Genomic DNA, 21,375 nt, shown 5'->3' on the forward strand with positions numbered 1-21,375 from the left:
GCGCGCGAAGTGGTCACAAGAGCGCGTTGTTGCGCATTCCGATGAGCGCTTCCCGCTCCGCGCGCAGACAAAGTAACGGTGCCCTGCTTCACAAGATCAGTTTGATTGTGACTGCAATCGCATCTACTGTCTGCATCGTTCCGAATAGTAGAACGACGTTCCGAACTGCGAGGCCGCTATGACCCACTCCGCCGCTGTCACCACCGACGAGAACCGTCGATCCGTCTTGGGGCGCGCATTCGACATTCTCGAGTGCTTCACCGACGCCGAGCCGGAGCAGACGATCGGGTCGCTGTGCGCGGCCACCGGCCTCCCGCCGGCGACCGTCCACCGCATGCTGGCCAGCCTCGTGGAGTGGGGAGCCGTCGAGCGTGCGGCACGCGGGAAGTACCGCCTGGGTATGCGCCTGTGGCGTCTCGGGTGGGGTGTCCCCGGTGCGCGGACCCTCAAGGACGTCGCACGTCCGCACCTGGTCGACCTGCACACCAGCACGCGAGAGGCCGTGGCCCTGGCCTCCCGCGACGGGGGCAGCATCGTGCTGGCCGATGTCATTGCCGGCAGCTCCACTCGCACGGGTCGGATCCTTCCCCGGCGCCTGGACCTCGTGAACTCGGCGCCCGGATCGGTCTTCATGGCCTACATGTCCCCGGACGAGGTGTCGGAGCTGACCGCCCACACCCAGCACGACCACAACGACGCCTTCCGCCTGCGGCAGGAACTGTGCGAGATCCGGCGCACCGGCGCAGCCGTCGTCCAGAGCGCCGACGGTATGTACTGGATCGCGTCGCCGGTCTTCGCGAAGCCCCGGGAGGTGCGGTCGGTCGTGTGCATCGCGGTGCATCGTCCTCGGTTCAACATCGGTGCGCTGGTCCATGCCGTGGTCGACACGGCGCGCGCCGTCAGTGACGGTCTGCCTCCTTCTCTCCGTTCGGTGGGCTGAGGTGTCCGTTCTCGACAAGGCCGTGCAGCTCGTCGACACCCTCGGTCGCGCTCCCGGGCCGATGCGTCTCGGGGCGCTCGCCGAGGAGATCTCCATCCCCAAGTCGTCGGCGCACCGGCTCCTCGTCGAACTCGCACGCCACGGACTGGTCCGTAGATGCGGCGACGGCGAGTACACGATGGGGTACCGGCTGGTCGAGTGGGGGAGACTCGCCGACCGGTCCGTCGGAATCCGCGACATCGCCGCACCCGTGATGGCGACCTTGCGCGACCAGGTCCGCGAGAGCGTGCACCTCTACGTCCGCGACGGTGACTCGCGTGTCTGCGTCCATGCCGTGGAGGGCCCGCACGCGCTGCGCCCGGTGGTAGTCCTGGGCAGGGCGTTGCCATTGGGCTACGGGGCGGCGGGGAAGTTGCTCCTCGCCTATGCCGACGACGCGACCGTCCGCAGAGTGACTCAACAGTTCCCGGTGCACCGCAACAGAACTCTGCCCACGTCCGATGATCTCGCGACGATCCGGGCAGGAGGGTGGTCCGTGTCCGTCGACGAGATGGAAGACGGACTCACCTCTCTCGCCGCGCCGATCTCCGCACCGGGTGGGGGAGTACCAGCGGCGCTGGCCATCGCCGGCGCCACCACCAGGATCGCGCCGGAGAGATACGACGAGGTGCGCGGCCTCGTCGTCGATGCCTGCCGCGAGATCGCCTTGTGCAGTTCCTGAATGGTGTCGCCGGCACAGGTTTCGGCAATCTCTCGAAATGTGCCGCATATCGGAACGATCCGATGGAAGGGCTTCGGCAGGGATGTGACGCTCCTTACCAAGAGCCGCGCACCTCTTCTTGCGGCACACAAGCTGAGACGAAAGGGGCAGTCATGCCAGCCCACCTCTCGGAGGCCGAAACCAGCCGGTACATCGACACTCCCCACGGGAAGATCCACCTGCATCAGGCCGGTGCGGGACATCCGATCGTGATGCTGCACGGCAGCGGCCCGGGGGCCACCGGATGGAGCAACTTCAACCCCAACATGGCGCAGCTCGCCGAGGACTTCCAGGTCATCGCGCCGGACATGCCGGGCTGGGGCAAATCCGATTCCGTCACCTACGAGGATCGCGACCACGTCACCTCCGCGATCCACCTGCTCGACGCCCTCGGAATCGAGAAGGCCGCTTTCGTCGGCAACTCGATGGGCGGCGCCACCTCGCTGAAGGTTGCTGCGCGCCATCCCGATCGCGTGTCGCACGTCGTCTCGATGGGCGCAGGTGCCCCGGGCCCGCGCATCTTCAGCCCCGGCAACGGACCCTCGGAAGGTCTCAAGGTTCTGCACCGCGGCTACCTCGATCCGTCGCCGGAGACGATGCGCGCGCTGGTCGACATCATGACCTTCGACAAGGAGTTCGCGACCGAGGAGCTGGTTCTGCAGCGCTCGGAGAACGCCCGCGCACGTCAGGACCACCTCGACAACTTCGCTGCCGGCCTGGGTCGCCCCCGCCGCGGTGAGGCGTCGATGGACGAGATCGCGTCGATCAAGGCTCCCACGCTGGTCATCCACGGTCGCGACGACCGAGTGGTGCACTTCGAAGCCGGCCTCCGCCTGGTGTCGATGATCTCCGACTCGCGTCTGCTGCTCCTCAACCGGTGCGGCCACTGGGCGCAGCTCGAGCACGCCGACGAATTCAACCGCGTTGTGCGCGATTTCATCCTCAACACCGCCCCGAACGCCTGAGACCGGAGAGACAACGATGAGCGAACTGGTGCAGCGGGTCGAGGAACTCGCCGACTTCTTCGAATCCCAGGCCGAGGAATCCGACAAGATCGGTCACCTCACCGAACCCACCCACAAGACTCTCCGTGAGGTCGGCATCGTCCGCGCCTTGCAGCCCAAGGACTTCGGCGGATCGGAACTCCACCCGCGCGAGTTCTTCGAGGCCGTGCTGGCGGTGGGAAGCCGCTACGCGTCGGCCGGATGGGTCTCGTCGGTCGTGGGCGTCCACTCCTTCGAACTGGCGCAGGGAACGCGTCAGGTCCAGGAGGAGATCTGGGGCGAGGATCCCGACACCTGGGTGGCCTCGCCGTACGCTCCCATCGGGCGGGCACGTCGCACCGAGGGCGGTTGGATCTTCTCGGGCCGCTGGCCGTTCTCGTCGGGCACCGACCTGTGCGACTGGGTCGTCCTCGGCGGCATGCTCACCGACGACGACGGCAATGTCCGTCCGGACGGTCTGCGTCACTTCATCATTCCCCGCAAGGACTACACGATCCTCCACGACTCGTGGGACGTCGTCGGCCTCAAGGGCACGGGTAGCAAGGACGTCGTGATCGACGGCGCCTTCGTGCCCGACCACCGGCTCATCGACCCCGAGGATCTCGGATCCGGAGCAGCCGCAAGCCAGGCAGGCCGCGGCGACGTGGCGCTGTACCGGATGCCGTTCCACTCGATGTTCAGCGGGGCCATCACCGCCGGCACCCTCGCTGCCGCCGAAGGCGCTCTCGCACACTGGATCAATTACACGCGGACCCGCGTGTCGGCGCGCGGCGTCACCGCTGCGACCGACCCGCGTCAGCTGCACGCACTCGGCGAAGCGGCATCGGACCTGCAGGCCAGCCGCATGCAGTTCCTCGCCGACATCGACCGCCTGTACGAGGTGGCGCAGTCGGGCAAGCCGATCGACATCGCTCTGCGGGCCGAGGTGCGACGCAATCAGGCACGCGTGTCCCGACGCGCGGGTGCCGCCGTGGACAAGCTCGTCTCCCACGCGGGCGGCTCCGCGATGCGCATGGACAACCCGATCCAGCGGTTCTGGCGCGACATGCACATCGCCCTCGGGCACGGCGCGAACGTCGCCGAGCCGATCTACGAGGCCGCGGGCACCGTCACCTTCGGTGGCGAACCCCCCAAGAACGTCCGGATGTGACGAAGCGGGGGACGGTGCGCACCGTCCCCCGCCTCGAGAAAAGTTCAGATCTGTGAGCTCGCGTTCCGACCGCGAGCAGCCGAGATATCCGCTGCGGCACGACGAACGAGCATCTCGGTCCGGTCCCACCGGACACCCGCGGTCGGTCCGGACACCGACACGGCCGCTTCGATCGTCCCGTGAACGATGATCGGGGCAGCGACGCAGACGAGTTCGCGCGAGAGCTCTTGACGGTTGTAGGCGACGCCCGATTCCCTGATCCGTTTCAGCTCGGACATGAAACGACGAGGGTCGGTGATCGAATGCGGCGTGAAACGAGGCAGACCGGCGTCGAGCGCGGTACGGACGCCCTCGGAATCGCCGAAAGCGAGAAGTGCCTTGCCGAGTGCCGTGCAGGATGCGGGATGGCGTTGGCCCGGCATCGTGAGAACCACAGGGTTGTTCGGGCCCTGGACCTTCTCGACATGCAGGATCTCGGGACCGTCGAGGACAGCGAGATGAGCCGTGAGACCGGTAGCCGTGTGGAGGTGACTGAGGAAATGACTTGCCGTGTCGCGCAGACCGTTCGGACGACACATGCTGTAACGTGCGCCGAGTTCGAAGCAGGACAGTCCGAGCCGGTATTTCGTACCGTTGCGGGCGACGAAACCGGACTGTTCGAGCTCGGCGAGCAGACGGAAGGCCGTCGACTTCGGCACATCGGCGCGACGCGCGAGTTCGCTCAGACTCATGTCGGCGCGTGCCTTGCGGAACGCGTCGAGCAACTGCAGGGCCTTCGCCACCGACGTCATCTGGCGGCCGGCCCGCTCCTCGCGGGCCCCGTTCGGGGTGTCGTCGAGAACGGTCAACGGTTCCTCCACTCAGCGATGGACACGATCGAATCGCTTGCCATGCGGTCCACGTTAAGGGGCGGCCCACCCGGATTTCGTGGTTGCAATCACCCAATGGAATTTCGGTTCCCCCGCCGCCCCGGCCCTGGCAGATTCAGCAGCATTCGTTGCGGTGCTGCCGGTGCCGACCGGGCCTGATGTCGACGAACGGACGAGCAGTCCCGCCCCCTCGACGCCCGTTCCCCACCTGTACAGCGACTTCTTCCCAAGGAGCCCCATGAACATCACGAACTTCCCGCGCCCGCTCAAGGTGCTGGCCCTCGGTGCACTGGCCTCGCTCGCGCTGACTGCGTGCGGCGGATCCAGCGACGCCGACACCGCCGGCGACGGCACCGTGCGCGTCGCCGTGTTCCCGAGCTTCAACGCCCTCGGACCGCGCACCGCCGACCTCGAAGGAGTCTTCGACAAGCACGGCCTCGACGTCGAGCTCGTCACCGTCGCGACGCCCGGCGAGGCCACCCCTCAGCTGCTCGGCGGGAAGATCGACTTCGCCCTCATGGACATGGTCAGCCCGATCATCGCCAAGACCGAAGGCGTCGACCTCGTGATGGTCGCTCCGGGAGCCGTGGGAGCCGCCGCGAAGGACGACGGATTGACCAGCGGCCGCTTCTGGGTCCGGGCGGACAGCCCGATCCAGAGCGTCGCCGACCTCGAGAACGCCACCTTCGGCATCCCGCAGACCAAGGGCCAGCTGTGGCTCGACGTGCGTGAGGCCATCGACAATGCCGGTGGCGACTCCTCGAAGACCGAGTTCGTCGAGGTGCCCAACACCCTCGCCGCGCTCCGCTCCGGCAGCGTCGACGTCGTCACCACCGCGGAGCCCTCGGGCACCGCCACCCTCAACGATCCGGATCTGCGCGTCCTCGACCACTTCGTCAACGCCGGCGGCGACCTGTCGTACGCCTACGTCACCACCCCGCGCTACGCCGCCGAGAACGCCGAGAACGTCGAGAAGTTCCGCGACGCGGTCGTCGAGGCCAACACCATGCTCGCCGAGCAGGACGGTCTCGCCGCCGAGGTCGCCGCGACCTACATCGAGGTCGATCCCGCGATCCTGTCGCAGGCCATCTACCCGAAGTTCCCGACGACCCCGATCACCGAGGACAACATCGACTCCACTCTCGACCGGATGGTCCGTTACGGCCTGGTCCAGGAGGCGGACGCTCCCGCTCCCGGCGACATGATCGTGGGTGGCTGACATGAGCCCCACCGCCACCGCGAATGCGCCCGGGGCAACTCGGGAGGTGACCCCACCACGCCCCGCCGGTTCGATCGGACGTGCCGCAGCGCGCAAGCGCAAGACGATGTCCGCGCGGCTCACCTCCGCTGCCGGCAAGCTCGTCGCCCTCGCGATCGTCGTCGTCGCCTGGCACGTGTTCGTCACCGGACCGGGCAAGGCCTCGGGCATCCCGACACCGCTCCAGCTGATCGAGACCGGCGCAGACCTCGTCGTCACCGGCCAGTACTGGGACGCCGTCGGCAACACCCTGCTGACCGCCCTGATCGGCTTCGGGCTCTCCGTGCTGATCGGCGTTCCGCTCGGTTTGGTCAACGGCACCTACCGCAAGGTCGAGCAGAGCACCTCGTTCGTCGTCGACTTCGGACGCACGATCCCGGGTGTCGCGATCCTGCCGCTGGTGCTGCTGTTGTTCGGCGGCACTCGCACCATGGCCGTCGTCCTGGTGATGTTCAGCGCCGTCTGGCCGATCCTCGTCCAGTCGACCTACGCGGCGCAGCAGCTGTCGTCGCAGATGAAGCAGGTGGCTCGGGCTTTCCGCCTGTCGCCGACGAGCCGGATCCGGGACATCTACCTCCCGTCGTCGATGCCGTTCCTCATGACGGGCCTGCGTATCGCCGCGACCATCAGCCTTCTGATCACGATCTCCGCGGAGTTCCTCGGTGGTGCGGACGGCATCGGCCAGCGTCTCTATCAAGCGCTGACCGTCGACGACACCCAGCGGATGTTCGTCTACGTGTTCACCGCCGGTGTACTCGGTATCTGCCTGAACCGTCTTCTCGTTCTCGCGCAGAGCCGCGTGCTGTGGTGGCACCCGTCCGAAAGGGTGAACAAGCCGTGACCGTCGTACGCCGCCTCGCATGGGAGCTGTGGCTCCCCGCCCTGCTCATCGCACTGTGGGCGATCTTCAGCGCCACCAGCACCGACCCCTACTTCCCACCGCTGTCGGAGATCCTCGACAAGTTCGCCGACGTGTGGTTCTTCGAGGGCATCCGCACCGAGATCTGGCCGAGCCTGCAGCGACTGTTCGTGGGCTTCGCACTCGCCTGCGTCGCCGGTGTCGGCCTCGGCCTGGCGCTCGGCGTCATGACCCGCGTCGACAACGCGGTGCGCCCCATCGTCGAATTCCTCCGCGCCACACCGGGCGTCGCGATCCTTCCCGTGATGATCCTGCTGCTCGGCCTTGGCGACTCGATGAAGATCGCCATCATCGCCCTCGTCGCGACCTGGCCGATTCTGCTCAACACCATCGACGGTGTCCGCTCCGTCGAACCCGTCCTGCACCAGGTCACCGCCAGCTACCGCATCACGCTCGCGGACCGGATCCGCTTCGTGATCCTGCCCGCCGCGTCGCCGCAGATCTTCGCGGGCGCACGCACCGCACTGGCGATCTCCATCGTCGCGATGGTCGTCGCCGAGATGGTCGGTACCCCCGGCGGCATCGGCTACTACATCCTCGACGCACAACGTGGATTCAAGATCACCTCGATGTGGGCGGGAATCATCGCGCTGGGGATCCTCGGCTACCTGCTCAACAAGCTCTTCGCGCTCGTCGAACGTCGCGTGCTGGCCTGGCATGCGGGCATGACCGCGCACAACCGTGGAGGCAAATGATGACCACTACCGAAGCGACCAAGCCCGAGACCCGCACGGGTACGGTGCTCGAAGTACGCGGTCTCGGACACAGCTACGGCGGACCGCAGATCTTCGAAGGACTCGACTTCACCGTCGGCAAGGGTGAATTCGTGTGCATCGTCGGCCCGTCCGGCGTGGGCAAGAGCACGCTCCTGCAGTGCCTGACGGGACTCCTGCGACCAAGCCAGGGTGACATCCTCTTCGAGGGCAAGCCGGTCACCGAACCCCCGGAGGGCCTCGCGATCGTCTTCCAGGACTACAGCCGGTCGCTGATGCCGTGGCTGTCGGTCATCGACAACGTCGCACTGCCGCTGCGCTCGGCCGGCGTCAAGAAGGCCGAACGCCTCGCACAAGCCCGTCAGGCGCTCGTCGAGGTCGGCCTGAGCGACGTCGCCCAGGCGTATCCGTGGCAGCTGTCCGGCGGCATGCAGCAGCGCGTCGCCATCGCGCGTGCCCTCGCATCGAACCCGCGGGCGATCATCATGGACGAGCCGTTCGCCTCCGTCGACGCACAGACCCGTGCCGACCTCGAAGATCTCGTGCTGCGCGTCCGCGACCATCTCGGACTGACGGTCATGTTGGTCACCCACGACATCGACGAGGCCGTCTACCTCGCCGACACCGTGCTCGCACTGTCCGGCCGTCCCGCGCGTGTCACCGCGATGCTCCCGATCGACCTGCCGCAGCCCCGCGACCAGCTGTCGACGAAGGCACTGCCGGAATTCGCCGACCTGCGCGCCGAGGTCTACACCCTCATCCGCAACCCGGCGACCGCGTAGGGGAGAGGTCATGCAGATCCACGGCACGATCGACCCCGCGCGCTTCCGCCAGACCCTCGGGCACTATCCGACGGGCGTCGCGGTCATCACCGCGATCGACGCCGACGGGCAGCCCGTGGGCATGGTGGTCGGTTCGTTCACCTCGGTGTCGCTGGACCCACCGATCGTGGCGTACCTGCCCACACGCGAGTCGCGCACCTACGCGCGGCTCCGCACGAGCAGCCACTTCTGCGTCAACGTCCTTGCCGCCGACCAGCGCGAACTCTGCGGACGGTTCGCCGCCCGCGGCGACGACAAGTTCGCGGGGGTCGAGTGGACGCCGGCGCCGTCGGGAGCCCCCATCCTCGACGGAGCCGTCACCTGGATCGACTGCGAGGTCGCCGACGAACTCGAAGGTGGCGATCACTTCATCGTCATGGGTCGCGTGCAGGACCTCGACGTGGCCCGCCCGACCCTGCCGCTGCTGTTCTTCCAGGGCGGATACGGCAGATTCTCCCTCCCGACCTCCGTCGCACCCGCCGACCCGGAGCTCATCCGGGGCGTGCGCATGGCAGAGGCGGCCCGCGACGGACTCGAGGCGCTCGCCGCCGGCGTCGGCGCGGACTGCGGTGTGCTCGCCCGCGTCGGCGACGAAGCGGTCTTCGTGATGACCGAGAACCACTCCGGTGATCCCGACGCTGTGGAGATCGGACAGCGGATCCCCCTGATCCCGCCGCTCGGCACCGTCTTCCACAGCCAGGCCTCCGACGACGAAGTGCAGCAGTGGCTCGGCCGGGCCGGAAGGAACGACGACACAGCAGCTTTCGTCTCGAATCTCGAGAAGGTTCGTGAACGCGGCTACTCGATGTCGCTCATGCCCGAGACGGAACTCGCTCGCGTGTCGGTGATGAACGACTACTCGGGGTGTGATGTCCTACCCGAGCACGACCGTCGGATGAAGCAGATGATCTCCGGCACGGCGTCGCTGTACGAACCCGACATCGAACCCGACGGCACGTACGACCTGCACTCGGTCGTCGTCCCCGTCCCCGACCCCGAGGGACGCACCCGCATCGCACTGCGACTGTCCCGGCTTCCGCGCGCCGCGTCCGGTGACCAGGTGCTGCGTTGGATCGACGATCTGCGATCCGTCGCCGCCGACACCGCCGAAGCTCTCGCCGCGCGCACCCCATCGACCAAGGAGAAATGATGAACGCTCGAGTCAGGGCACTGGGATATGCGGTCGTCCGCGCGAAGGACCTCGACGAGTGGGTCGCCTTCGGTTCCGAACTCCTCGGCCTGCAGGTCGCCCACCGCGACGACGACCGGATGCTGATGCGGATGGACGAGTACGCCTACCGCCTCGACGTGCGCCGCTCCGACGAACCGGGCGTCACCGCGCTCGGCTGGGACGTCGGTGGACCGGAAGCGCTCGAGGAGCTGTCCAAGCGCCTTGTCGACGCCGGCTATCACGTCGAGTCGGTGGATTCCTCGGTGATCGAGGAGCGGCAGGTCATGGATCTCGTCCGCTTCCGCGACCCCGAGGACGTCATCGACCACGAGTTGTTCTGGGGTCTGCGCAATGCCATCGACAAGTTCGTCTCGCCCACGGGCGCGAAGTTCGTCGCGAGCGACCTCGGTTTCGGGCACGCCTTCCAGGCGCTGCACGGCGATGCGAAGGTCTACGACCGTCTGTTCCGGGACATCCTCGGTTTCCGGCTCAGTGACCACATCGACATGCCGGGCTCGGTGGGTACCTTCCTCCACTGCAACCCGCGCCATCACTCGTTCGCGTTCGCCCATGCGCCGCACCGGAATCAGGGCATCGGGCACCTGATGTTCGAGATCGACGACCTCGATCTGCTGGGTCGCCAGTGGGACAAGGTGGAGGACAGCGACATCCCGATCCTCTCCACCCTCGGCAAGCACACGAACGACAAGATGATTTCGTTCTACGTCCGCAGCCCTTCGGGTTTCGGCATCGAGTACGGCGTCGGCGGCATTCTCATCGACGACGAGAACTGGCTCCCCACCCGATACGGCTCCGCCCACTACTGGGGCCACCGCCGCCCACAGGGGTAGTACGCGGCTCTGTGCAGTCATAGGAGCGCGGAATGGTCATCGGTGCGCGTTAGTGCGCGCGCGGGTGACCATTTCGCGCTTCGCTGTCAGGGTCGGTGGCGGCGCAGGGGGCATCTTCTCACTGCATCCGCTCGCGAAATTGCCGATTGCACGCGCCGCACGGAAGTTGTCAACCTGTCTGAGACAGAACAGGTGTGTTGATTCCCGTCGGTTGCGGTAACGCCGGCGCTGCCGGTCGACGACGGAACCGCTGCGGATACTTTTCGTGGATCCGGTCGAGACGCTCCTGCCGACGTCGGTGTTCCTCGGCGGCACTGCCGAGAAACACCGACACCGGCGTATAACGTCCCAGCCCGCCGTGCCGGTGCTCGAGCGCATACCGGTTCATGAAGTCCTCGGTCCACCGCCGAGCATGATCGATATCATCGAAACGATCCGGACAGGTCAGGTCGTACTTGATGGTCTTGAACAGAGACTCCGAGAACGGATTGTCGTCACTGACCCGTGGACGAGAGAACGACGACACGACCCCCGCCCCGGCGAGGGCATCGAGCAACAACCCCGACCGCATCGATGCCCCGTTGTCGGCGTGCAGCACGCCCGGCGCCCCGAACGCGGTGAACGCTTCGGTGAACATTTCCACCGCTTTTGCCTTGTCCTCGTGGTACTCGATACGCCACGCCACCGGAAACCGTGAGTACACATCGATCGCCAGATACAACCGAAACAGGTCCTGCGTGCGGGGCCCCTTGAGCGTGGTGATGTCCCACGACCACAGGTCCCCGACGTCGAGGGCCTCGACGACCGGTGTGCGCCGCGACGTCGACGGTCCTCCGGTGCGGCTGCGGCGCCGGTCCCCGGTGAGCTTCTCGGCCCGGGCCACCCGATAGAATGTGACCTCCGAGCAGTCCACCAATCCGTCGTCGAATGAACGCCAATAGATTTGACACACAGACTGATCCGCGTTCTCCTCGGCGAGGATCAACGCGATGATGGTGTCCTTTTCGGCTGGCGACAGCGCCGCTGGTTGCTGCCGCTGTCGCTGCGGGATCGGATCGGTGACCGGCTGATAGTGCCGGTAGTGGTGGGCCCGCCGGTAGTAGCTCGACCGAGCGATTCCCACGAGCGCGCACCCCCGGGTGACGGACGTTCCCGCCTCGGTCAATTCGGTGACGATGTCGGTCAGGACAATGTTCTGCGCTCGAGCCACAGCGCGTACTCGCGTGCGCTCATCAATGCCGGCGGGATCTCGGTGGTCTCGTCGGTCGAGGTCTTGTGGATCCCCTGCAAGAGCTCGAATGCTTTTCCCAGGATCTCCACGGCGGCGTCGCTCTGGGCGACCTTGTCGCGGAGGCGTTCGTTTTCGCGGCGGAGTTTGGCAAGCTCCGCGCGGTCTCGACTATCCAATCGGTCCCTCGCTTTGTCTGCTGCTTCGACCATCGACTTCTGCAAGTGTCCCTCATCGCGGGCCTGCAGCCAGCGGCGGACGGTGCCTTCGGCGAGATTGTTCTCGCGCAGCAGTCGGGTCTTGGCTCCGCGTTCGACGCAGGTGTCCCATCGGCGCAAGAACTCGATCTTGTAGGCCATGGAGAACGCGCGGTGGCCTTGTCGGGTTCGTCCTACGGGGAGGGTGATGAGGTCGGACATCTGTTACTCCGATCCCCGCGTTGGTTGTCAGGATGTCTCACGACCATCCTGACAACCAACGCGCAACCGTAGCGAATGGCGAACCGGTGAGCGGATGGAAGTCGCATCGGCTGTTCCCCTTACCCAGTCGACCCCCGATCGATTGTCGGCCGGACGCCAACGCTACTGCTCGAGCGCGCGAAGTGGTCAAAGGTGCGCGTTATTGCGCTGGTGACCGTTTCGCGCTTCGCTGCCGGGGTCGGTGATGGCACTGGGCATCTTCTCACTGCATCCGCTCGCGAAATTGCCATTCGCACCTGTCGTAACTGTAGCGAATGACGAACCGGCGAGCGGATGGAAGTCGTATCAGTTGTTCCCCTTGCCTGTTCGACCCCGATCGGTTGTCGGCCGGATGCCAACACAACTGCTCGAGCGCGTGAAGTGGTCAGGAGTGCGCGTTATTGCGCGCTCTGATGACCATTTCCCGCTTCGCTGTCAGGGTCGGTGGCGGCGAGTTGGCGTGCCCAGTCGGATTCGGTGTCGAGGAAGGCTTCTCCGCCGCTGGCGAAGGCGTCGCGGAGGTGGGTGAGAGCGTCGATGAACTGCTCGACGCGTTCTCTGGCCGACTCCGGTGTGCCTGCGGCTTTGCGTCGATAACCTGCGGCCAACTGTTGAGCGGAGTCGAAGTCGCCGAAACCATCAACGAACAAGAGGCCTTCGGCGGAGAGTCTCGACTTGTCGAATTCGGTGAGCATCACGTTACATATGCGCACGATTTCGTCGAGGACGTCAGTTTCCAGTCTCACGAACTCGGACACGGCACCTCCGTAGTCAGAAGTCTAGATATCGAGCAGAGGCTCGATCGAAGAAACGAGACCATCCATGCCGAAGCACCATTCGGTCTCTGGCACGGGGCCTGGATGGTCCTTGTTGTAAGTTCTGATGAGACTCACGATTCCGAAGTTCGACTGTAGGACGTACGTGCACGTGCCGTTGGAGGCCGGGTCCATTTCGAGTAACGCACGGCGTCCGTTGATAGTGGTTTCGGTCGCTACGGCGCCTTTCTTTGCGAGTTCTTCGTCGAGGGTCACATTCCCGGACAGGATGCTGAGGCTATAGCCTCGCCGGACTCCGGGAACGAGGTCATCCTTCCTGTATGTACAACCGAGGAAGGTGTGGGTGCCCATCGGGTAATCCGCGACTTCCTTCTTCGCTGCGTCATACCCCGCCGCGTTCATGACGTCGTCAGGGATGTCGTAGCAAGGGTCGAAGGTGACTGGCGGTCGACCGGAGTCGTCGGTGATGCGCGGGGTGCGCGTCGTCGACGTCGGGGTCTCGTCTCCTGCGGCGTCGTCCGCAACGCTCGGACTGCACGCCGTCGCCACTGCCGCGACTGTTGCGAGCGCGACCATTCCCCACCTGCCCATGCGACCCCCCGATCGATTGTCGGGCAGACGCTAACACAGAGTGCGCCGGTGGTGAGGAGACGTCGCCGACGGCGCCACCATCTACACGAATGCCCCCGACTCTTGCGGAGTCGGGGGCATTCGCTGGGATCATTTGCTCGCTACGAAGCGATGGCGTAGTTGAAGCCGCCAGAGCGATCGCGACTTTCCTCCCGCGCAACCAGAGTCCGGTTGGGCGGGGCGCCGGTGCTTCCCGAGAAGAGCGGGTAGGACACCGAGTAGATCGCCGCGTATACGTAGTGCGAGTGATCGTTGGCAATCGAGGACCAGACATACGAATCGGACTCGATGCCGACCTCGATCGCCCCGCAGTAGACCTTCCCGTCGAAGTCGGGCAGGCTGACGATCTTCTCGACCATGCCGTAGCGGTCGTAGTAGGTGACTTCGTTGTTGTGCTGGTTAGCGCTGCAGAACACGTACTCGACCGCGCTGCCGGAAATCGTCGCTGCCTGAGCTGCAGGTGCAGTGAGCACGACAGTACCCGTGGCGAGAGTTGCCGCAGCAGCGAGCGTTCCGATGAACTTCTTCATTGAATCCAATCCTTGTGTGAATGCTGCCGATCGAGCGCACCCCGCCCAGGATGTGGGCTGCAGTCCGTATGCGGACGGGGCGGGAGGGCGGTGACGTGGCGGCTTATGGCCGCGGGTCATCGACTCCTCCACGAGATCGCGCTTCCGAACACAGAGGGCTGCGCACTGAAATCCGTCCTCGTCGACTCGGGGGCAGGCCGGGGATGAGGCGGCCGCGAGCCGGCGGGCAGGTTCAATGCAATGGCCGTTCTGTATGGAATGACCGTATGGGTGTCGTGCCTGCTGCCACCCGCGTTACACACAGCCCCCGACCGAGAGCGCGAAACGGTCATCGGAGCGCGCAACAACGCGCACCGACGACCAATTCGCGCGCTGCTGCCGAGTCAGTCCTGCTCCGACCCGCGCCAGAACTCGGGCAGCTCCGAGTTCAGTCGATCCTTCGCCTGCATGGGCAGCGAGTGCGTCGTGTCGGGGAAGACCAGCACCTCGGCATCGGCGAGTTGCCGTGCCCGAGCTGCTGCTTTCTCACCTCCGACGAGCGAATCACGCTCCGCGATAGCGACATAGGTGGGTATGGCCAAAGCCCTCAGCTCGTCGTCGCTCAACGGTGACGGGGTCGGCAGGGCGGCGGAGAAGTGCTGCGAACCCTCCGAGATCATCGCCGCCATGGCGTCGTCGGAATCGTAGTCGTCGACACCTCCGACCTTCGCGAGTGCCGTATCCCGCCAACTGGTCGGGAGGCCCGGCAGTGTCGACACAGACGCCCAGAACAACATTCGGGCAGGGGGATAGCCGAAGGTGAACACCGGCTCGAGCAATGTCAGAGACCGGACCTTCTCGGGGAACTGCTTCGCGTAGGACGCCGCGCTTGCCCCGCCGAAGGAATGTCCGACGACATGCGCAGTCTCCACGCCGAGCCCTGAGAGCACGTCGTCGATCCACAGCGCCTGGTCGTCGGTAGAGGTCAACGGTGCGGCCTGGACAGACAGTCCTGCGTCGCCGAGGGCATCGAACGCGAGAACTCGGTGCTCGGGAAGGAAGCCAGGAAGGTTCTCGCCCCACATCGGCACACCCGACGCGCGGCCCGGGACGAGAACGACGGGCACGGAGTCGGCCGTCCGAGGCGACGTCCATTCGTAGACGCGGACCGTGCCGAACCGGGTGGGGACGTCGTGAACCTCGGAAGGTGTCGGCAGCGTGGACATCGCTCGCTCATAGGCGGCGACGTAACTGTCCCGACCGTCGGCGCTGCGGAAGTGGCCGACGCCCGGCGCGCCGAAGAAGAACTGGTAGGCGGCGACCAGGCCAACGACTGCGAGTACCGCGACCACTACGAGACCGGCGCGCCGAAGAACTCTCCTCGATCGAATGTGCTGGGTCATCGGGACCCCCGATTGTCGACGTTGCAATATGTTCATATTGTATCGTGTGATCATGCCGAGAGTCGTCGACCATGCCCAACGCCGTCGGGAGATCGTGTACGCGCTGTGGGCGGTCATCCACGAGCGAGGGATCGACGGCGTGACCTTCCAGGCGGTGGCCGCCGCCGGGGGAGTGTCGATCGGTCGGATCCAGCACTACTTCGATTCCAAGGAACACCTCATCCGCACCGGCGCCGAATACATGGTCGCCGAAGCCGAAAAACGCTACGAACGAGCAGAATCCGATCCGCGGGCGGCCCTCGTCGCCCTTCTCGCTCAACCAGTCCCGACGGACGAGGCCGGACGTCTCGGCGTGTCCGTCTGGTACGCCTATCTCGCCAAGTCCGCGAGCGACCCCTGGATCCGCGCGTTCCTGGAAGAGTCGACACAAGGCACAGCAAAGGAAACCCGACGACTCCTCGAAGAACTGGGCATGCCACCCGAGAAAGCACTCAAAGAAGCCACGCGCCTCGTCGCACTCAGCAACGGCCTCGCACAGTCCGCCCTGCTCGGCGTCACGGAACCGGCCGACGGCATCTCTCTCATCACTGACGAGGTCGACCGCACGACCACCTGACCTTGTGATTGCCGAGCGACGGAACGGGCTACCCATTCGGGTAACCACCGGAAACATCGCAGTCGGGAGGCACGTTCATGAGTGACGACAGTTTCGGCGCACGCGACACCCTGAAGGTCGACGACACCGACTATCGGATCTATCGCATCGACAAGGTCCCGGGCTCGGAGCGGCTGCCCTACAGCCTCAAGGTCCTGCTGGAGAACCTGCTGCGCACCGAGGACGGGCGACTCGTCACCCGGGAGCAGATCGAGGCCGTTGCGGGATGGGATCCGAAGTCGACTCACAACCCGGAGATCCAGTTCTCCCCGGCACGCGTCCTCATGCAGGACTTCACCGGCGTGCCGTGCGTCGTGGACCTCGTCGCGATGCGCGACGCCATGACCCAGCAGGGCGGCGACCCGAAGCGTATCAACCCCCTGATCCCCACCGAGCTGGTCATCGACCACTCGGTGATCGCCGACGTCTTCGGCACCGAGGACGCCTTTCGGATCAACACCGACCTCGAGTTCCAGCGCAACCGCGAACGTTACGAGCTGCTGCGCTGGGCACAGGGAGCATTCGACGATTTCAAGGTCGTTCCGCCCGGCACCGGCATCTGCCATCAGGTGAACCTCGAGTACCTGGCCCGTGTCGTCTTCACACGGGAGGACGAGGAGGGCGGGCTCGTCGCATATCCCGACTCGCTCGTCGGCACCGACTCGCACACCCCCATGATCAACGGTCTCGGCGTCGTCGGCTGGGGCGTCGGCGGCATCGAAGCCGAAGCGGCGATGCTGGGCCAGCCGGCGTCGATGCTGATCCCGCAGGTCGTCGGTTTCAAGCTCACCGGTGAACTGCAGGAGGGCACCACGGCGACCGACCTCGTGCTCACCGTCGCCGAGATGCTCCGCAAGACAGGCGTGGTCGGCAAGTTCGTCGAGTTCTTCGGCCCCGGTGTCGCCAACGTGCCGCTCGCCAACCGCGCGACCATCGGCAACATGAGCCCGGAGTACGGCTCGACGATCTCGATCTTCCCGATCGACGACGCCACCCTCGACTACCTGCGCCTCACCGGTCGCGACGACGAGCAGATCCGCCTCGTCGAGGCGTATGCGAAGGAGCAGGGCCTGTGGCACGACCCGGATCGTGAACCCGACTACAGCGAGGTCGTCGAACTGGATCTGTCGAAGGTCCGGCCGTCCGTCGCCGGCCCGAAGCGACCGCAGGACCGTATCCCCGTCGCCCTCACACCGAAGGCCGTGACGTCGCTGCTCAACGGTGAGGAGGTGCCCGACGTCGTCTCCCGTGTCCAGGATTCGGGTGTCGACGAGGGCGTGCTCGAATCGTTCCCGGCCAGCGACCCGGTGTCGGTGCGCAGCGAGGACTCCCGCGACGAGCCGCGCGACCCGGTGCCCGACGAAGCCGACACCTCGGCTCCGCCGTCGAAGAAGGTTCCGGTGCGCGTCGGGGACGGCGACGAGTTCGAACTCGACAACGGGCATGTGGTGATCGCGGCGATCACGTCGTGCACGAACACGTCGAACCCGTCGGTGATGATCGGTGCGGCGCTGCTCGCCAAGAAGGCCGTCGAGAAGGGGCTGCGGAGCAAGCCGTGGGTGAAGACGTCGCTGGCTCCGGGGTCGCGGATCGTCACCGACTACTACGAACGTTCGGGTCTGACGCCGTACCTCGACAAGCTCGGGTTCAATCTCGTCGGTTACGGCTGCACGACCTGCATCGGCAACTCGGGTCCGCTTCCCGACGAGATCGCGGCCGCGATCGACGAGCACGACATCAACGTCTCGGCCGTCCTGTCGGGCAACCGCAACTTCGAGGGACGCATCCATCCGCAGACGAAGATGAACTTCCTCGCGTCGCCGCCGCTGGTGATCGCCTATGCGCTGGCCGGGTCGATGCTCGTCGACCTCTTCAACGACCCGCTCGGCACCGACTCCGAGGGCAACGACGTCTACCTGCGCGACATCTGGCCCACCACGCAGGAGATTCAGGAGGTCATCGACGACGCGGTGCGCGCGGAGATGTTCGAGACCGGCTACCAGGACGTCTACACGGGCGACGAGACGTGGCGGAATCTCGACGTGCCCGACAGCGAGGTGTTCGAGTGGAAGGACGAGTCGACGTACGTGCGGCGACCTCCCTACTTCGAGGACATGTCGTCGGAGCCCGAACCGCTGAGCGACATCGAGGGTGCGCGGGTACTCGCGCTGCTCGGTGACTCGGTGACCACCGACCACATCTCACCGGCCGGTGCGATCCGACGCGACAGCCCCGCGGGTCGCTACCTGCAGGAGCACGGCGTCGAGCAGGCGGATTTCAACTCCTACGGGTCGCGACGTGGCAACCACGAGGTGATGATCCGCGGCACCTTCGCGAACATCCGGCTGCGCAACCAGTTGGTGCCGGACGTCGAGGGCGGCGTCACCCGCTACCTGCCGAGCGACGAGCAGATGAGCATCTACGACGCCGCGCAGAAGTATGCGGAGGACGGCACGCCGCTGGTCGTGCTCGCGGGCGCGGAGTACGGGTCGGGCTCGTCGCGTGACTGGGCTGCCAAGGGCACACTGCTGCTGGGGGTGCGGGCGGTGATCGCGCAGTCGTACGAGCGCATCCACCGCTCCAACCTCATCGGTATGGGCGTGCTGCCGCTGCAGTTCCCGGAGGGCGAGTCGGCGCAGAGCCTCGGCCTGACGGGGGAGGAAGAATTCACCATCACCGGTCTGGCGGACAGCGACGAGATCCCCGAGACCGTGCACGTGAAGGCGGGGGACACGGAGTTCGACGCGACAGTGCGCATCGACACCCCGGCCGAGGCCGAGTACTTCCAGCACGGCGGAATCCTGAAGTACGTGCTGCGTAAGCAGCTCGCGCAGTAGACGACGACAGACGGGGGCTCGCGGCTACTGCGCCGCGAGTCCTCGTTCTGCTGCGGCGGTGCGCACCGCGTCGATCACGAGTCGCAGCGGGGGCCGTTCCGACGCGATTCCGCGATGGGCGATGGAGATCGTGCGGAAGAGCGGTTCGGTCAACGCCACCACCTCGACTCCGGGCGGGCTCAACGTCAGCCCGAGATCCGAGACGAGCGTGACGCCCAGCCCCGCAGCGACCATCGACAGCGCTGTCGCCTGCTCGCCGACCTCGTGATTGATCCTGGGCTCGAACCCCGCGCGCTGACACGCGAGGCTTACCGCGCGACCGAAGTGCGACTTCGGGCCGGCGAGCACCCACGGATGTTCGGCGAGGTCGGCGAGCGCGATGGTGCCCGCCGGCACCGTCCCGGGCGGCACCGCGGCGTGTAATCGCTCGACCGCGATCACCACCTTGGTCAGCTCCGGATCCCACAACATCGGGTAGCCGGAGTATTCGATGACGAACGAGAAGTCCAGCGAACCGTCGCGCACGGCGCCGGCGGTCTCCTCGGGGGCGAGCTCTCTCGTGCGGACCTCGATGCCGGGGTGCTCGTCGGCCAACAACGCCAGCGCACTGGGGATCAGAGTGGATGCGACGGAGGCCCACACACCGGCGGTCAGGCGCGCGCTGACCCCGTCGCGGGTCTGTTCGAGCGCGGTCGTCGCCCGCTCCACCGACTGCAGGATCTCCTCGGCATGTTCGGCGAGCAGCACGCCCGCCTCCGTCAATTGGACCCGACGTCCCCGGCGCTCGAAAAGCTTTGCGCCCACGTCCCGTTCGAGCTGGGTGAGCTGTTGCGAGACCGCCGAGGTGGTGTAGTGCAGGGCGAGCGCGGCGGCCGTGACGGTACCTCGGCGATGCAGTTCTCGAAGCATCCGTAATCGGCGCAGGGACAACTCCATGCCGTCAGCGTAGGGCGCGTCCGGGGACCTGCAACCGCTGTGAGCTCGCGTTGTGTAGAAATCGTGAACTCTCACCTTCGAGTTTCGTAACTGGACGCCCCGCGCTGGCCCCGGGCACGCTGGCGTCACCGGCCGAATCGACGTAACGACGGCTCTGACGAACGGGGGACCGCATATGACCACCATGGCAGCACGCGTCGACGCGGTGGATACCCGCAGGGACGAACCCTTCATGCGTCTCACCTGGACCGACCCGGTGACAGGTGCGCACGGTTATCTCGTCGTCCACACCCTGGTGGGCGATCTGGCGACCGGCGGCACCCGCATGCGGGCCGGGTGCACGATGTCGGAGGTCGAGGACCTGGCGCGCGGCATGGCCGCGAAGACCGCGGTGTTCGACCTGCCGGTGGGCGGCGCGAAGGGCGGGGTCGACTTCGACCCGAAGGATCCCCGTGCCGTCGATGTGCTGCAGCGCTTCTGCCAGGCGATGCGTCCCTGGTTGAACGCGCACTGGGTCACCGCCGAGGACCTGGGCGTTCCCCAGCACCTCCTCGACGAGGTCTTCGAGCGGCTCGGTCTGCACCAGTCCTTCCACGCCGCGATCAGTCGCGCGGCGGACCCGGCGATCACCCTCGACCGGGTACGCACCTCCCTGAACGCGCCGGTCGACGGCGGCTTCCTGCTGGGCGACGTGATCGGTGGTTACGGCGTCGCGCAGGCCTGCATCGCCACCGCGAACGCATACCGCTGGGCGCCGGCCGAGACCACCGTCGCGATCCAGGGAATCGGCACGATGGGAGGCGGCGCCGCCTGGTACCTGCATGAGGCGGGCATGCGCGTCACCGCGGTCGCCGATGCCGCCGGAACGCTGTATTGCGCTGACGGACTGGACATCCCGAAACTGCTCGACCTCCGCGACGAGTACGGGGAGATCGACCGGTCCCGCGTCCCGTCGCATGTCGAGCAATTGCCGCGCGACGCGGTGATCGGCATTCCCGCCGACGTCTTCGTCCCCGCCGCCATCTCTTACGCCATCACGGCGGAGAACGTCGGCCGGGTCGCCGGACGGGTCGTGATCGAGGCCGCGAACTCCGCGACGACGCCGGACGCCGAAGCCGTGCTCACCGGCCGCGGCATCCCGGTGATCCCGGATTTCGTCGCCAACGCCGGTGCGGTCGCGTGGGCGTGGTGGGTGCTCCTCGGGTGGGTGGGGACCGATCCTGAGGATTCGTTCCAGCGCCTGCGCAGCGAGATGCTGACCAAGATCACGTTGCTGGTCGAGCGGTGGGCGCTCGATCGGGTGCCGCCGCGGCAGACGGCACGCGAACTCGGCGCGACCAACCACGCGCCGACGGCCTCGCGCACGATCATCATCCCCTGACATTCCACCCTCACCCAGTTTCTGCAGGTCAGCGCCTCGAAGGTAAGGATCGGCGGAAACACCGGCGGGCGTCGTCCGGGTCCGGAAACGCGCATGTCGATCAAGA

Annotated in this window: 21 protein-coding genes; 13 read left to right on the forward strand and 8 right to left on the reverse strand. The window is 66.3% G+C overall.

Annotated features, from left to right (window positions below; translation table 11 throughout):
• The first annotated feature begins 178 nt into the window (after window positions 1-178).
• From C6Y44_RS07740 to C6Y44_RS07755, 4 genes are all read left to right on the forward strand, one after another.
• Window positions 179-940 (forward strand): IclR family transcriptional regulator, encoded by a 762-nt coding sequence (locus C6Y44_RS07740; protein ID WP_159418810.1) that lies wholly within the window; start codon window positions 179-181, stop codon window positions 938-940.
• A 1-nt stretch (window position 941) separates the two neighbouring features.
• Entirely contained in the window at window positions 942-1,661 is a 720-nt protein-coding gene (locus C6Y44_RS07745) for an IclR family transcriptional regulator (RefSeq protein WP_159418809.1), read from the forward strand.
• Between the two features lie 152 nt (window positions 1,662-1,813).
• Window positions 1,814-2,665, forward strand: coding sequence for an alpha/beta fold hydrolase (locus C6Y44_RS07750; RefSeq protein WP_016694251.1), 852 nt, complete (start codon window positions 1,814-1,816; stop codon window positions 2,663-2,665).
• Window positions 2,666-2,681: 16 nt separating this feature from the next.
• Window positions 2,682-3,854 carry an acyl-CoA dehydrogenase family protein gene (locus C6Y44_RS07755; protein WP_159418808.1) on the forward strand — a complete coding sequence of 391 codons (1,173 nt, stop codon included), beginning with the start codon at window positions 2,682-2,684 and terminating at the stop codon, window positions 3,852-3,854.
• Between the two features lie 44 nt (window positions 3,855-3,898).
• Here C6Y44_RS07755 and C6Y44_RS07760 read toward each other — a convergent pair whose 3' ends face one another.
• Window positions 3,899-4,702 carry an IclR family transcriptional regulator gene (locus tag C6Y44_RS07760; protein ID WP_159418807.1) on the reverse strand — a complete coding sequence of 268 codons (804 nt, stop codon included), beginning with the start codon at window positions 4,700-4,702 and terminating at the stop codon, window positions 3,899-3,901.
• A gap of 259 nt (window positions 4,703-4,961) precedes the next feature.
• Between C6Y44_RS07760 and C6Y44_RS07765 the strand changes: the two genes are divergently transcribed.
• The 6 genes from C6Y44_RS07765 to C6Y44_RS07790 are packed head-to-tail and all read left to right on the forward strand — an operon-like array spanning window position 4,962 to window position 10,456.
• Window positions 4,962-5,942, forward strand: a complete 981-nt coding sequence (locus C6Y44_RS07765; protein ID WP_159418806.1) for an ABC transporter substrate-binding protein — start codon at window positions 4,962-4,964, stop codon at window positions 5,940-5,942.
• Between the two features lies 1 nt (window position 5,943).
• Window positions 5,944-6,822, forward strand: coding sequence for an ABC transporter permease (locus tag C6Y44_RS07770; protein ID WP_225623747.1), 879 nt, complete (start codon window positions 5,944-5,946; stop codon window positions 6,820-6,822).
• Window positions 6,819-7,595 carry an ABC transporter permease gene (locus C6Y44_RS07775; RefSeq protein WP_064059889.1) on the forward strand — a complete coding sequence of 259 codons (777 nt, stop codon included), beginning with the start codon at window positions 6,819-6,821 and terminating at the stop codon, window positions 7,593-7,595. The genes C6Y44_RS07770 and C6Y44_RS07775 overlap by 4 nt, the downstream gene beginning before the upstream one ends.
• Window positions 7,595-8,395 carry an ABC transporter ATP-binding protein gene (locus C6Y44_RS07780; RefSeq protein ID WP_159419283.1) on the forward strand — a complete coding sequence of 267 codons (801 nt, stop codon included), beginning with the start codon at window positions 7,595-7,597 and terminating at the stop codon, window positions 8,393-8,395. The genes C6Y44_RS07775 and C6Y44_RS07780 overlap by 1 nt, the downstream gene beginning before the upstream one ends.
• A 10-nt stretch (window positions 8,396-8,405) precedes the next feature.
• On the forward strand, window positions 8,406-9,584 hold the full coding sequence (locus tag C6Y44_RS07785) for a flavin reductase (protein WP_159418805.1): 1,179 nt from the start codon (window positions 8,406-8,408) through the stop codon (window positions 9,582-9,584).
• Window positions 9,581-10,456: a VOC family protein gene (locus tag C6Y44_RS07790; RefSeq protein WP_225623748.1), complete on the forward strand. Its 876-nt coding sequence runs from the start codon at window positions 9,581-9,583 to the stop codon at window positions 10,454-10,456. The genes C6Y44_RS07785 and C6Y44_RS07790 overlap by 4 nt, the downstream gene beginning before the upstream one ends.
• Before the next feature lie 169 nt (window positions 10,457-10,625).
• On the opposite strand, the gene C6Y44_RS07795 is transcribed toward C6Y44_RS07790, so the two are convergent.
• The 6 genes from C6Y44_RS07795 to C6Y44_RS07820 form a co-directional block, all read right to left on the reverse strand.
• Window positions 10,626-11,666 carry a DDE-type integrase/transposase/recombinase gene (locus tag C6Y44_RS07795; protein WP_216850658.1) on the reverse strand — a complete coding sequence of 347 codons (1,041 nt, stop codon included), beginning with the start codon at window positions 11,664-11,666 and terminating at the stop codon, window positions 10,626-10,628.
• Window positions 11,639-12,103, reverse strand: a complete 465-nt coding sequence (locus C6Y44_RS07800; RefSeq protein ID WP_159418770.1) for a hypothetical protein — start codon at window positions 12,101-12,103, stop codon at window positions 11,639-11,641. The genes C6Y44_RS07795 and C6Y44_RS07800 overlap by 28 nt, the downstream gene beginning before the upstream one ends.
• A gap of 437 nt (window positions 12,104-12,540) precedes the next feature.
• Window positions 12,541-12,900 (reverse strand): hypothetical protein, encoded by a 360-nt coding sequence (locus C6Y44_RS07805; protein WP_159418804.1) that lies wholly within the window; start codon window positions 12,898-12,900, stop codon window positions 12,541-12,543.
• A 21-nt stretch (window positions 12,901-12,921) separates the two neighbouring features.
• A complete protein-coding gene (locus tag C6Y44_RS07810) occupies window positions 12,922-13,509 on the reverse strand; it encodes a DUF3558 domain-containing protein (protein ID WP_159418803.1) in 588 nt (195 codons plus the stop codon).
• Between the two features lie 140 nt (window positions 13,510-13,649).
• Window positions 13,650-14,078: a hypothetical protein gene (locus tag C6Y44_RS07815; RefSeq protein WP_159418802.1), complete on the reverse strand. Its 429-nt coding sequence runs from the start codon at window positions 14,076-14,078 to the stop codon at window positions 13,650-13,652.
• 383 nt (window positions 14,079-14,461) lie between these two features.
• The gene (locus C6Y44_RS07820; RefSeq protein WP_159418801.1) at window positions 14,462-15,460 is read right to left on the reverse strand and encodes an alpha/beta fold hydrolase; all 999 of its coding nucleotides are present in this window, start codon (window positions 15,458-15,460) and stop codon (window positions 14,462-14,464) included.
• A gap of 52 nt (window positions 15,461-15,512) precedes the next feature.
• Between C6Y44_RS07820 and C6Y44_RS07825 the strand changes: the two genes are divergently transcribed.
• Window positions 15,513-16,076: a TetR/AcrR family transcriptional regulator gene (locus C6Y44_RS07825; RefSeq protein WP_225623749.1), complete on the forward strand. Its 564-nt coding sequence runs from the start codon at window positions 15,513-15,515 to the stop codon at window positions 16,074-16,076.
• Between the two features lie 77 nt (window positions 16,077-16,153).
• A complete protein-coding gene (acnA, locus tag C6Y44_RS07830) occupies window positions 16,154-18,952 on the forward strand; it encodes an aconitate hydratase (protein ID WP_159418800.1) in 2,799 nt (932 codons plus the stop codon).
• 24 nt (window positions 18,953-18,976) lie between these two features.
• Here acnA and C6Y44_RS07835 read toward each other — a convergent pair whose 3' ends face one another.
• Window positions 18,977-19,888, reverse strand: coding sequence for a LysR family transcriptional regulator (locus C6Y44_RS07835; protein ID WP_037215803.1), 912 nt, complete (start codon window positions 19,886-19,888; stop codon window positions 18,977-18,979).
• A gap of 175 nt (window positions 19,889-20,063) precedes the next feature.
• Between C6Y44_RS07835 and C6Y44_RS07840 the strand changes: the two genes are divergently transcribed.
• Entirely contained in the window at window positions 20,064-21,269 is a 1,206-nt protein-coding gene (locus C6Y44_RS07840; protein ID WP_159418799.1) for a glutamate dehydrogenase, read from the forward strand.
• The last annotated feature ends 106 nt before the right edge of the window (window positions 21,270-21,375 follow it).

Origin of the sequence: Rhodococcus rhodochrous, from assembly GCF_014854695.1 — a bacterium.
GTDB lineage: Bacteria > Actinomycetota > Actinomycetes > Mycobacteriales > Mycobacteriaceae > Rhodococcus.

Excerpts from the sequence above, each read along its gene's own strand:
- C6Y44_RS07815 (WP_159418802.1), bottom strand. The coding sequence starts at position 14,078 with ATGAAGAAGTTCATCGGAACGCTCGCTGCTGCGGCAACTCTCGCCACG.
- C6Y44_RS07840 (WP_159418799.1), top strand. The coding sequence starts at position 20,064 with ATGACCACCATGGCAGCACGCGTCGACGCGGTGGATACCCGCAGGGAC.
- C6Y44_RS07820 (WP_159418801.1), bottom strand. The coding sequence starts at position 15,460 with ATGACCCAGCACATTCGATCGAGGAGAGTTCTTCGGCGCGCCGGTCTC.
- C6Y44_RS07835 (WP_037215803.1), bottom strand. The coding sequence starts at position 19,888 with ATGGAGTTGTCCCTGCGCCGATTACGGATGCTTCGAGAACTGCATCGC.
- C6Y44_RS07750 (WP_016694251.1), top strand. The coding sequence starts at position 1,814 with ATGCCAGCCCACCTCTCGGAGGCCGAAACCAGCCGGTACATCGACACT.
- C6Y44_RS07800 (WP_159418770.1), bottom strand. The coding sequence starts at position 12,103 with ATGTCCGACCTCATCACCCTCCCCGTAGGACGAACCCGACAAGGCCAC.
- acnA (WP_159418800.1), top strand. The coding sequence starts at position 16,154 with ATGAGTGACGACAGTTTCGGCGCACGCGACACCCTGAAGGTCGACGAC.
- C6Y44_RS07790 (WP_225623748.1), top strand. The coding sequence starts at position 9,581 with ATGATGAACGCTCGAGTCAGGGCACTGGGATATGCGGTCGTCCGCGCG.
- C6Y44_RS07740 (WP_159418810.1), top strand. The coding sequence starts at position 179 with ATGACCCACTCCGCCGCTGTCACCACCGACGAGAACCGTCGATCCGTC.
- C6Y44_RS07765 (WP_159418806.1), top strand. The coding sequence starts at position 4,962 with ATGAACATCACGAACTTCCCGCGCCCGCTCAAGGTGCTGGCCCTCGGT.
- C6Y44_RS07825 (WP_225623749.1), top strand. The coding sequence starts at position 15,513 with ATGCCGAGAGTCGTCGACCATGCCCAACGCCGTCGGGAGATCGTGTAC.
- C6Y44_RS07770 (WP_225623747.1), top strand. The coding sequence starts at position 5,944 with ATGAGCCCCACCGCCACCGCGAATGCGCCCGGGGCAACTCGGGAGGTG.
- C6Y44_RS07785 (WP_159418805.1), top strand. The coding sequence starts at position 8,406 with ATGCAGATCCACGGCACGATCGACCCCGCGCGCTTCCGCCAGACCCTC.
- C6Y44_RS07810 (WP_159418803.1), bottom strand. The coding sequence starts at position 13,509 with ATGGGCAGGTGGGGAATGGTCGCGCTCGCAACAGTCGCGGCAGTGGCG.
- C6Y44_RS07780 (WP_159419283.1), top strand. The coding sequence starts at position 7,595 with ATGACCACTACCGAAGCGACCAAGCCCGAGACCCGCACGGGTACGGTG.
- C6Y44_RS07755 (WP_159418808.1), top strand. The coding sequence starts at position 2,682 with ATGAGCGAACTGGTGCAGCGGGTCGAGGAACTCGCCGACTTCTTCGAA.